The following is an 11,622-nucleotide window of genomic DNA, read 5'->3' as shown; positions in this document are numbered from 1 at the left end:
CGAGCCGATCAGCCGAGCGTGCCCTGGTAGCGCCGCATACCCGCGAGCCAGCGCTCGTAGTCGTCGCCCTTGCGCCGGTACATGTCCAGCACCGCGGGGTGCGGCAGCACCAGGAATCGACCGTCGCGGACCGCGTCGACCGTCATGGCCGCCACCTGGTCGGGGCCGATGACGTCACCTGCCGTGGCCACCGCGGCGCCCGCCATCCGCGCCACCGGGTCGGGGGAGTCCAGGATGCCGGTCAACAACGGCGTGTCAACACCCATCGGGCACACGCACGACACACCAATTCCGCTGTCGCCGTGAGTGATCGAGAGCCACTCGGCGAAGCCCACCGCCGCGTGCTTGGTCACCGAATACCCCGCCGCCCCGAGCTGGGTCAGCAGGCCCGCCGCCGAGGCAACGCTCACGAAGTAGCCCTCGCCGCGCGCAACCCAGTCGGGTACCAACGCCTTCGCCGCCCGCACGTGGGCGCGCAGGTTCACGTCCAGAACGGTGTCCCAGTCGCCTTCGTCGTCGCCAAGCCCGGGCGGCCCCATGATCCCGGCGTTGGCGACGAAGACGTCGACCGGACCGAATTCAGTTCGCGCCCGGTCGATCAGAGCCTCGACGCCGTCGACCGAGGCCGCGTCGCCGACCACCGGCACCGCGGCCCCGCCGGCAGCACTGACCCGCGCGACCGTCTCCTCGGCACCGTCGGCGGCGAGGTCACCCACCACCACCGACGCGCCCGCCGCGGCGAAGGCGATCGCAAGCTCCCGCCCGATCCCCGAACCGGCGCCCGTGACGACGGCGACCCTGCCCTCGATCTGCACGGGGTGCTAAACCGTCCGCGCCAGCCGGTCGGACAGCAGCGCTGCGAACCGGGCCGGATCGTCGAGCACCCCGCCCTCGGCGAGAAGTGCCGTGCCGTAGAGCAATTCGGCGGTCTCGGCCAGGCTGTCGGACGGTTCGGCCGCCGCGCGGGCGTCCCGCAGGCCGGTCACCAACGGGTGATCCGGGTTGAGCTCGAGGATCCGCTTGCCGACCGGGACCTCCTGGCCCGACGCGCGATACATGCGGGCCAACTGCGGGGTGATGCCGAACGTGTCGGTGATCAGGCACGCCGGTGACGACGTCAGCCGGGTGGAGAGCCGCGCCTCCTTGACGTGCTCGGCCAGCGTCTCCTGCAACCAGGCCAGCAACTCGGCGAAATCGCCGTGCTTCTCATCGTCGGCGTCGTCGTCGGAGGCGCCGAGGTCCACCTCGCCCTTGGCGACCGATTGCAGTCCCTTGCCGTCGAACTCCGGTACCGACCCCACCCACACCTCGTCGACGGGGTCGGTCAGCAGCAGCACCTCATAGCCCTTGGCCTTGAACGCCTCGAGGTGTGGTGAGCGCTCCAGGAGTTGGCGCGACTCGCCGGTCGCGTAGTAGATCTGCTCCTGGCCGTCCTTCATCCGCCCGACGTAGTCGGCGAGCGTGGTGGGGGCGGTCTCGCTGAAGGTGGTCGCGAACGACGACAGTTTCAGTAGGGCGTCGCGGTTGTCGGCGTCGGAGACCAAGCCCTCCTTGACGACCCTGCCGAACTGCGTCCAGAACGTCTGGTAGTCCTCCGGACGGTTGGCCTGCATGTCCTTGATCGTCGACAACACCTTCTTGGTGAGACTGCGACGGATCACCTTGATCTGGCGGTCCTGCTGCAAGATCTCGCGAGACACGTTGAGCGACATGTCCTGTGCGTCGACGACGCCCTTGACGAACCGCAGGTATTCGGGCACCAGGTCGTCACAGTCGCCCATGATGAACACGCGCTTGACGTACAGCTGGATCCCGGTGTGCCCGTCGGCGTTCAGGATGTCGAACGGCGCCATCGAGGGGATGAACAGAAGCGCCTGGTATTCGAAGGTGCCCTCGGCCTTCATCGCGATGACCTCGAGCGGCTCGTCCCAGGCGTGGGCGACGTGCTTGTAGAACTGGGCGTACTCCTCGTCGGAGACCTCGCTCTTGGGCTTGGCCCACAGCGCCGTCCGCGAATTGATCGTCTCGGTTTCGACGGTGACCGTCGGCTCGCCGCCCTCCTCGGCCGGTGGGGCGGTCTTCTCGACCTCCATCCGGATCGGCCAGGAGATGAAGTCGGAGTACTTCTTGACCAGCTCACGGATCTTCCACGGCGACGTGTAGTCGTGCAGCTCGTCGTCGGCGTCCTCGGGCTTGAGGTGCAGCGTCACCGAGGTGCCCTGTGGGGCGTCGTCCACTTCGGCGATGGTGTAGGTGCCGTCACCGCTGGATTCCCAACGCGTGGCTGAACTCTCGCCGGCCTTGCGGGTCAGCAGCACGACCGAGTCGGCCACCATGAACGTCGAGTAGAACCCGATGCCGAACTGGCCGATCAGCTCTTCGGCGTCGGCGGCCTTGTTCGCCTCGCCCAACTTCTTGCGGAGTTCGCCCGTCCCCGACTTGGCGAGGGTGCCGATCAGGTCGACCACCTCGTCGCGCGTCATGCCGATGCCGTTGTCGCGGATCGTCAGCGTGCGTCCGCCGGCACCGGCATTGGCGTCAGATTCCCCCGTCGCTTCGCTCGCCCCGGTCTCGATCTCGACGTGCAGATCGGAGACGTCGACGTCGAGGTCCTTGTTGCGGAACGCCTCGAGCCGGAGCTTGTCCAGTGCGTCGGACGCATTCGAGATCAACTCCCGCAGGAACGAATCCTTGTTGGAGTAGATGGAGTGCACCATCAGCTGCAACAGCTGACGGGCCTCTGCCTGGAATTCCCTCTGTTCGACTTGCTCGCTCACGCCGCGATGATAACCGCTAGCCGAAATGCACTCCCTGGGCCAGCGGCAGCTCGGAGCTGTAGTTGACGGTGTTGGTGGCCCGACGCATGTAGGCCTTCCAGGAGTCAGACCCCGACTCACGGCCACCGCCGGTCTGCTTCTCACCGCCGAACGCGCCGCCGATCTCGGCGCCCGAGGTGCCGATGTTGACGTTGGCGATGCCGCAGTCGGACCCGTCGGCGGCCATGAAGCGCTCGGCCTCGCGCACGTCGGTGGTGAAGATTGCCGACGAAAGACCCTGCGGCACTGCGTTGTTGAGCGCGATGGCCTCGTCGAGGGTGTCGTAGGTCAGGACGTAGAGGATGGGTGCGAACGTCTCGTCGTGCACGACGGCGGTCTGCTCTGGCATCCGCACGACGGCGGGCTCGACGTAGAACGACCCCTCACCGAGGTCGCGTCGGTCACCGCCGACGATCTCGCCGCCGTCGGCCGCCGCCTTCTCTAGTGCGCCAACCATGTCGCGGTAGGAGCGCTCGTGGATCAGCGGCCCGACGAGGGTCCCGTCGGAGGAGGGGTCTCCGATGGGGAGGCTGCGGTACGCCGCGGTGATGCGTTCGACCAGGGCGTCGACGACCGAGGTGTGGGCGATCACCCGGCGCAACGTCGTGCACCGCTGTCCCGCGGTGCCCGCCGCGGAGAACACGATGCCGCGGACGGCCAGGTCGAGATCCGCCGACGGGGTGACGATGGCTGCGTTGTTGCCGCCGAGTTCCAGCAGCGACTTGCCGAACCGCTGTGCCACCCGCGGGCCGACCTGCTGACCCATCCGCACAGAACCGGTCGCGCTGACCAACGCGACCCGGGAGTCGTCGACCATCTGCTCGCCGATCTCCCTGCCGCCCTGAATCAGTCGCGCCACGTTCGCCGGCGCGCCCACGTCGGCCGCGGCCCGCTCGATCAGCGCCTGGCAGGCGATGGCCGTCAACGGAGTCAGCTCCGACGGCTTCCACACCACGGTGTTGCCACACACCAGGGCCACCGCGGTGTTCCACGCCCAGACCGCGACGGGGAAGTTGAAGGCGGTAATGACGCCGACGACGCCCAGCGGGTGCCAGGTCTCCATCAACCGGTGGCCCGGGCGCTCCGAGGCGATGGTGCGCCCGTACAGCTGCCGCGAAAGGCCAACGGCGAACTGGCAGATGTCGATCATCTCCTGCACCTCGCCGAGGGCCTCCGAGGTGATCTTGCCCGCCTCGATGGTCACCAGCGTGCCCACGTCCGCCTTGTGTTCGACGAGCAGTTCACCGAGCCGCGCCACCAGGGCGCCACGCACGGGTGCGGGCGTGACCCGCCACGCCGCGAACGCCGCCGCCGCGTCGGCGATGGCCGCGTCGGTCTCGTCGGAGGTGGTCTCGGTGACGGTGAAGAGCACGTCACCCGTGACCGGGGTGCTGGCCTGCAGGCCGGCACCACCCGGCTCGCCGAGTTCGACGGCGGAGCCGACGGCCTTCAGTGCGGCGCGAGCCCGGTCGCGGAGCTCGTCGGCGGTGGGGAGTGCGGTGGTGGTCGAGCTGGTAGTCACTGTGCTGCTGCTTTCTCGTAGAGGTCGTACGGGTCGTGGACGTGCTGGCCGATGGCACCGGCCAGCCACGCTGCGTCATAGGTGAAGTCGTTCTCGGCATCCGACGTGCCGGAGCGAGCGGCGGTCGGCTCGGCGTCGAGGTTGGACCGGAAGATGCCCGCCGCCGAGATGGGCAGGAAGTCTTCGTAGACAACGGGTTTGGCCGGGTCGCCGCCACGGTAGTAGGCCAGCCCCTCGGCGGCCAGTTCGGCGTGGCTGGACGGGAAGTGGTCGGCCCACGTCGACGACGGGTCCTGCGCGTGCATCGCGGCGTCGTAGCGGTCGCGGCCGGAGCGGGTCAGCGCCACGCCCCTGGCCTCGACCTCGCCGAAGCGCACCCTCAGGCTCCCCTCGGTCACGACGCCCTGCGCGTCGCGGAACCGGCGCGGCTCGGCCAGCGCGCGAAAGGACGTCTGCCGCAACAGCACGGCCGGCCCGTCGGTCCGCGGCGGCCCCTGGATGGTGCGGGTCATCGCGACGCCCCTGGCGACCATCCGGCGGTACAGCTCGTCGATGTCGAGCACCCGCGGCGTCAGATGGTTGACGTGGGTGGTCCGCACGCCGGCGATGTCGGCGGCCACGGCCGACACCCGCGACAGTTCGTCGTACCAACCGGCGTCGATCGGGTCGCGCGACAGGGCGAACGCCGACACCGCGCGGGTGACGAACTCGTCGGCCTTCTCGGATCCGCACCCTCCGTCGGCCGCGATCGTCCTTGCCACGGCGATCAGCTCGGGGTCGAACAGCTCACGCGCACCAAGGAATCGGTCGACGCGCGCCCGCAGTTCGGGGTCGAAGAACCTGGTGTCGGCGGTGGCGAGCATCGAGGTGAACACGCGAAACGGGTTGTGCGCCAGTTCGTCGGCGTCGACCGGCCGAAACGCCGTCGACACGACGGGGACGGGGGAGGCTGCCTCGCGCAGGTCGTAGAAGCCCACCGGGTACATCCCGAAGGCGGCGAACAAGTCGGCGACGTCGGCGAGTTCGCGGGGGCTGCCGACCCGGATCGCGCCGTGGCGTTCGGCGGTGACGCGCGCGAGCGAACCCAGACCGTCGTCGCGGCGGTGATCGCGGTTGACCTCGGTGCTGACGTCGACCAACGTCGTGTACGCGGGCACCTCGGCGCCGTACATCCGTGAGAGAGCGGCGGCGAAGCGACTCCTGAGCTCGGCAGTCATGACGCTCATCTCAGTGACACCCTGCGATAGTCTCCGGCCATGGCCGACGTTTCCGACGAGCTCGACGACATCGACAGGACGCTGGTTCGTGAGTTGGTGGCCGACGGCCGGGCCACGCTGGCGCACCTGGCGGTGAGTGCGGGTCTGTCGGTGTCCGCGGTGCAGTCCCGCGTCCGACGGTTGGAGACGCGCGGGGTGGTCACGGGGTACCACGCCCGGATCGACCCCGAGGCCGTCGGAAACATGCTCTCGGCGTTCGTGTCCATCACCCCAATCGATCCCTCTCAACCCGATGACGCGCCCGCGCGGCTCGAACACATCGAGGCCATCGAGTCGTGCCACTCGGTGGCCGGGGACGAAAGCTACGTCCTCCTGGTGCGTGTCCGGTCGGCGCGAGCGCTCGAAGACTTGCTGCAACAGATCCGGACAGCGGCCAATGTCCGCACCCGGAGCACCATCATCTTACAGACTTTTTACGAGGACCGCGACGTCCTACCGTAGAAAATCCTGCCTATTGTCGCGCAGGCCGTAAAAGTTCCGTTAGGATGCCGGTATGACCGCTGTCCTGCCTTCCCGCGTCCGCACCCCCGGCCCCTCCGTGGCACCCGACGACGTCCGCGAGGTGCTGAGTCGCAGCATCCTGGCCGACGGGCTCGACTTCGTCCTCGACGTCGAGCGATCGGCCGGCTCGCACCTGGTCGACGCCCGCACCGGTGAGACGTTCCTGGACATGTTCACGTTCTTCGCCTCCTCGGCCCTCGGCATGAACCACCCGTCGCTGGCCGACGACCAGGCGTTCCGCGCCGAACTCGCCGCGGCAGCGGTGAACAAGCCGAGCAACTCCGACGTCTACACCGTCCCGATGGCCCGATTCGTCAAGACGTTCGCCCGCGTACTCGGCGATCCCGCCCTGCCGCATCTGTTCTTCGTCGACGGCGGCGCACTCGCCGTCGAGAACGCGCTCAAGGTCGCCTTCGACTGGAAGAGCCGACTGAACGAGAGCAAGGGCGTCGACCCGGAGCTCGGCATGAAGGTGCTCCACCTGCAAGGCGCGTTCCACGGCCGCAGCGGCTACACGCTGTCGTTGACCAACACCGATCCCAACAAGGTCGCGCGGTTCCCGAAGTTCGACTGGCCCCGCATCGACGCGCCGTACCTGCGGCCCGGTGCGAACGTCGACGAGCTCGAGGCCGAGTCCCTGCGTCAGGCCCGCGCAGCCTTCGAAGCCAACCCGCACGACGTCGCGTGCTTCATCGCCGAGCCGATCCAGGGGGAGGGCGGCGACCGTCACATCCGCGCCGAGTTCTTCGCCGCGATGCGTGACCTGTGCGACGAGTTCGACGCGCTGCTGATCTTCGACGAGGTGCAGACGGGCTGCGGGATGACCGGAACCGCTTGGGCCTACCAGCAATTGGGCGTCATGCCCGACGTCGTCGCGTTTGGCAAGAAGACGCAGGTGTGCGGCGTGATGGCCGGCCGGCGGGTCGACGACGTCGCCGACAACGTGTTCGCCGTCAGCTCGCGGATCAACTCAACCTGGGGCGGCAACCTGACCGACATGGTCAGGTCGCGGCGCATCCTCGAGACCATCGAGGGCGAAGGCCTGATGCCCCGTGCCGCGGAACTCGGCCGGTACCTGCTGGGTCGGCTCGAGGATCTGGCCGTCGAGTTCCCCGGGCTGGTCGTCGACCCGCGCGGCCGAGGCCTGATGTGCGCGTTCAGCATGGCGACGGCAGCACAGCGCGACACGCTGATCGCCAAGCTGTGGGACCGCCACGTGATCATGCTTGCCAGTGGACCCGACAGCGTTCGCTTCCGGCCCGCACTGACCGTCTCCAAGGTCGAGCTCGACGCCGCGGTCGACGCAGTGCGCGCGGTGCTGGCCGAGCTCTAACCGCCGCGACGGCTATCGGGCCGGTTCCGGGTTCACCAGCCGGCGGATCGTCGACCCGAGCCGGGTCAACTCTGCGCCGCCAACCAGGACGCAGCCGTGCCGCTCGGCGAGGCGCCGGGCGGCCGGGGTGAAGTCGTGATTGGTGACGACCATGGTGTGCGCGCAGTCGTGCATCACGGCACCGGCCACCACCTCCTGCACGGCGCCGGAGCCGACCGGCCGGGACTGCCGTTTGCATTGAATGGCAAGACGATTCGGGCGTCGGCCGACGACGAGGTCGACGCCGTAGTCTCCCGTCACGGCCGTCATGATGACCGACGCGCCACTGGACCGGGCGATGCGGGCGACGTGATCCTCGAATTCGGTGCCGGTCATGGATTGCTTGGCGACGGCGGGGTCTTCCCGGGCGGCCGGGGTGCGGGCGCCCCGCAGCACGCCTACCAGGAACGCGGGCAGCGCGGGCGCCAGCACGGCGGCGACGAGGCTCCACCGTAGATCTAGTCCCGCTGCGTGCGCGGCAATGCCCGCTGCGAGCGCCACCACGGCGTAGACCTTCCACACGGGTGGGAATGCTATGCCGCCCGACCGACAATCCGACGGCGCGAGCGTGCGCGAACTCCCGAATGTGACCGGCGTGTCGCCCTCAGACACGCACGCTCGCGGGGAAGGGGGTCAGGTGTTGAGGGCGCGCCACACTCGTGCGGGCGTCATCGGCAGCCGATGCAGGCGCGCGCCACATGCCCGCGCGATCGCGTTGGCGAGCGCAGGAGCCACCGGGTTGTACGGCGACTCGCTCATCGACTTGGCCCCGAACGGCCCGAGCTCGTCGTAGGTGTCGGCGAAGTACACCTCCGTCACCGGCAGGTCGGCGAGCTGCGGAATGTGATACCCCCGCAAATCGACCGTCGTCACGGCACCGTCGGGACCCGTGCGCATCTCCTCGTACAACGCGCTTCCGATGCCCTGACCGACGCCGCCCTCCACCTGGCCACGGCACTGCTCGGGATTCATCACCACACCCGCGTCGGCCGCGTGCACGGACTGAAGTATCCGCACCTCGCCGGTCGTGACGTCGACCGCGACGCGGAACCCCTGCACGTTGAACGCCACCGACCGCGGTGTGCCGTCGTGCCGACCGTGGCCGGTGAGCGGGCGGACGTCGGGGCTGGCCTCGAGAGCTGCGCGCAGATCCCGGCACGCCGCTTGGACGGCGAGTCCCGCGACGACCGTGCCGGCCGAGCCGAACGCTCCCGTGTCGTAACCCGTTGCGTCGGTGTCGGATTGGCGCAGGCGCACCCGGCCGACGTCCACTCCGAGCTCGGAGGCCACGATCTGCCCGTGCACCGTCGAAGTCCCGTTGCCGAACTCGGCGGTGCCGACCGCGAGGGTGAAGTCGCCGTCGGCGTCCAGCGAGATCGACGCGTCGGCAAAGTGCCCCCGCGGCGGGATGGTCGCGATCATCGCCACCGCCACGCCATCGCCGACGCGCCACTGCTCGCCGTCCGGAGCCGGCGATCCCTCACCCGAGGCCAAGGCGTGCTGCACCAGGTCGAGACACTGGTCGAGGCCGTAGCTGCCATAGGTCAGGTCGTCGTCTGCGACGTGGGCGTCGGTGAACGGGTCACCGGGTACCACGACGTTGCGGCGCCGTAGGTCGACCGGGTCGACGCCAAGCTCCTCGGCCAATTGGTCCAACGCCGACTCGACGGCGAAGATGACCTGACCGAGCCCGTAGCCGCGGAACGCGCCCGACGGAATGTTGTTGGTGTACACCGCCTGTGCGTCGACCCGCTTGTTGGGACAGCGGTAGACCGACACCGATTCGCTGCATCCGTGGAACATCACGCCGACGCTGTGATTGCCGTAGGCGCCGGCGTCGACCAGGACGTCGACCGACAGCGCGGTCAGCACCCCGTCCGGCCCGGCGGCGACGGTGGCGTCGACCCGGAAGGGGTGACGACACGGCGCGGCGGTGAACTCGTCGGACCGGCTGAACTCGTAGCGCACCGGCTCACCCAGTCGCAGCACTGCCAAGGCGACCAGATCCTCGGTCAGCATCTCCTGCTTGCCGCCGAAGCCGCCGCCCAGGCGGCGGGTGAACACGTGCACCTCGTCGCGATCCAAGCCGAAGACGTGGCACAGCTCGTCTCGGACCAGGAACGGCACCTGCGAACTGGTGCGAATCACCAAGCGGCCGTCGCCATCTCGCCATCCGGTGCACCCGTGTGTCTCGAGGTGGACGTGTTGGACGCGCTGAGTGTGCCACCGTCCGCGGACGACCGCGCCGCCGGATTCGACCGCCCGCGCCACCCCGGCCTGGACGTCGCCGACACCGCCGTGCACCTCGGCGACGAGGTTGCGCGTCGGGTCGGCGATACGGGCCTCGGCGGACTTCCCGCCATGCAGCAGTGGAGCGCCCGCCGCCGTGGCCAGCTCGGGATCGAACACCGCGGGCAGTTCCTCGTACTCGACGACGATTGCCCGACACGCTGTTTCGGCGACGGCGAGGGTGTCGGCAACGACGGCGGCGACCCGCTGACCGACGAACCGGACCGTGTCGTCGAGGATGAAGGAGTCGTCGGGGTCGTCCAGTCTGCTCTCGTGGCGCGCCGTCGAGAACGCGACGGCGGGGCTGTCCCGATGGGTGAGCACCAGCCGAACGCCGGGAATCCGTTGCGCCGCAGCAGTGTCGACCGAAAGGATCCTGGCGTGCGCGACGGGGCTGCGCAGCACCGCCAGATGAAGGAGGCCGTCGATGGCGTGGTCCATGGTGTACTGCTCGGTGCCGGTGACCACCCGCAGGCCCGCCGGAGCGCCGACGGAATCGCCTGCGCCCCCGGTCTTCTTGGTGTTGACCGCGCCGGCCAGGGCGTCGGTGATCGCGCGGTAACCGGTGCAGCGGCACAGGTTGCCCTTCAAGTTCTGCGGCAGGTCGGCCAGTTGTGCTGGCGTCAGCGTCGACGTCGTGGTGATCATCCCCGCGGTGCAGAATCCGCACTGAAATCCGGCGGCGTCGACGAATTGTCGCTGCAAGGGATGTGGATGCTCCGGGGTGCCGAGGCCGGCGACCGTCGTCACTTCGCGGCCCGCGGCCCGAAACGCGGGGTAGACGCACGAGTGCACCGGCGCCCCGTCGACCAGCACCGAGCATGCCCCGCAGTCGCCCCCGTCGCAGCCCTTCTTGACCTCGAAGTGGCCGTTGTCGCGCAGATAGGTGCGCAAGCATTGACCGGGCCACGGATCATCCTGCAGCGCTCGGCCGTTCACGGTCAACACGGTCGCAACTCCGCACAAATCTGCTCCGCGAGCACCAGCGACACACCGCGACGCCAATCCGGGTCCCCGTGCGGGTCGTCGGTCCATGCGTCGTCGGGGATGCTCGCGTGTGCCTTCCGTACCGCGTCGACGTCGACCGACGCGAGGGTGAACACGTAGGGCCGCACCGTCGCCGCGGTGATCGACAGGACGAACCCACCGTCGTCGTCGACGCGGCCGATGACGACGATGCCGGAGCGGCCAAGCGGGGAGGGCGCCAGCTTCCGGTACGCCGTCCGGCTGCGTAACGCGACGGCGGGCAGGTGGACCGAGCGCACCACGTCGCCGACGCCCATCACGTTGGTCGCGTCGCCGGTCACGAAATCGGCGACCGGCAACCGGTAGTCGTCACCGTCGGCTCGCCACACCAGCGCCTCACCGTCCAGCGCGCAGGCCAGCGAGATCATCGACCCGGCCGGAAAGGACAGACACAGGTTGCCGCCGACGGTCGCCGCGTTCCAGACCTTGAACGACGCGAGCAACGCGGTGCAGCACTGGTGGAGGAGCGGCGCCGCCAGCCAGTCGGGTCGGATGGAGGGGAGTTCTGCCGACAGCGCCGACACGCGGGCCACGGTGCAGGTCGCGGCCAACTCGATCCCGTTGGCGTCGACGACGACCGGTGCCCAGCCCAACTGCGTGATGTCGACCAGACGTCGGCTACTCAGTTGCGGCGCGGAGAACAGCCACGTCCCGCCGGCCACGACGGCGTCGGCGGCGCCGAGCGGCCACAGTTCGTCCCGACACCGGGGCGTGCTGATCGTCTCGATCGTGGTCAGGTCCACCCGTCGACGGTAGTGCCGCTTCGCGGCCGCCGCATGTCATACGGCGCGCGAACACCAAGCCGACGGCGAAGGGCCC

Annotated in this window: 9 protein-coding genes; 2 read left to right on the top strand and 7 right to left on the bottom strand. The window is 69.2% G+C overall.

Annotated features, from left to right (window positions below; translation table 11 throughout):
• Positions 1 to 8 precede the first annotated feature (8 nt).
• The 4 genes from ASD37_RS21655 to ASD37_RS21640 are packed head-to-tail and all read right to left on the bottom strand — an operon-like array spanning position 9 to position 5,564.
• The gene (locus ASD37_RS21655) at positions 9 to 815 is read right to left on the bottom strand and encodes an SDR family oxidoreductase (protein ID WP_056556278.1); all 807 of its coding nucleotides are present in this window, start codon (positions 813 to 815) and stop codon (positions 9 to 11) included.
• 6 nt (positions 816 to 821) lie between these two features.
• Positions 822 to 2,777, bottom strand: coding sequence for a molecular chaperone HtpG (gene htpG, locus ASD37_RS21650; protein WP_056556275.1), 1,956 nt, complete (start codon positions 2,775 to 2,777; stop codon positions 822 to 824).
• 16 nt (positions 2,778 to 2,793) lie between these two features.
• Positions 2,794 to 4,338 (bottom strand): aldehyde dehydrogenase family protein, encoded by a 1,545-nt coding sequence (locus ASD37_RS21645; RefSeq protein ID WP_056556272.1) that lies wholly within the window; start codon positions 4,336 to 4,338, stop codon positions 2,794 to 2,796.
• Complete coding sequence (locus tag ASD37_RS21640) at positions 4,335 to 5,564, bottom strand: VOC family protein (RefSeq protein ID WP_056556269.1); 1,230 nt, start codon at positions 5,562 to 5,564, stop codon at positions 4,335 to 4,337. Before ASD37_RS21640 ends, ASD37_RS21645 begins: the two co-directional genes overlap by 4 nt.
• Before the next feature lie 30 nt (positions 5,565 to 5,594).
• Here ASD37_RS21640 and ASD37_RS21635 point away from each other — a divergent pair, with 30 nt between their 5' ends.
• Together ASD37_RS21635 and lat are read left to right on the top strand one after the other, a co-directional pair.
• Positions 5,595 to 6,056, top strand: coding sequence for an Lrp/AsnC family transcriptional regulator (locus tag ASD37_RS21635; protein ID WP_056556266.1), 462 nt, complete (start codon positions 5,595 to 5,597; stop codon positions 6,054 to 6,056).
• A gap of 52 nt (positions 6,057 to 6,108) precedes the next feature.
• Positions 6,109 to 7,449, top strand: coding sequence for an L-lysine 6-transaminase (gene lat, locus ASD37_RS21630; RefSeq protein WP_056556263.1), 1,341 nt, complete (start codon positions 6,109 to 6,111; stop codon positions 7,447 to 7,449).
• Between the two features lie 12 nt (positions 7,450 to 7,461).
• Here the strand turns inward: lat and ASD37_RS21625 are convergent, their stop codons facing one another.
• From ASD37_RS21625 to ASD37_RS21615, 3 genes are all read right to left on the bottom strand, one after another.
• Complete coding sequence (locus tag ASD37_RS21625) at positions 7,462 to 8,010, bottom strand: restriction endonuclease (RefSeq protein WP_056556259.1); 549 nt, start codon at positions 8,008 to 8,010, stop codon at positions 7,462 to 7,464.
• Between the two features lie 111 nt (positions 8,011 to 8,121).
• Positions 8,122 to 10,722 (bottom strand): molybdopterin cofactor-binding domain-containing protein, encoded by a 2,601-nt coding sequence (locus ASD37_RS21620; RefSeq protein ID WP_056557476.1) that lies wholly within the window; start codon positions 10,720 to 10,722, stop codon positions 8,122 to 8,124.
• Complete coding sequence (locus tag ASD37_RS21615) at positions 10,719 to 11,546, bottom strand: FAD binding domain-containing protein (RefSeq protein WP_056556257.1); 828 nt, start codon at positions 11,544 to 11,546, stop codon at positions 10,719 to 10,721. Before ASD37_RS21615 ends, ASD37_RS21620 begins: the two co-directional genes overlap by 4 nt.
• Between the last annotated feature and the right edge of the window lie 76 nt (positions 11,547 to 11,622).

The organism is Mycobacterium sp. Root135 (genome assembly GCF_001426545.1).
GTDB lineage: Bacteria > Actinomycetota > Actinomycetes > Mycobacteriales > Mycobacteriaceae > Mycobacterium.
This window is presented reverse-complemented; position numbering and strand designations above follow the sequence as displayed.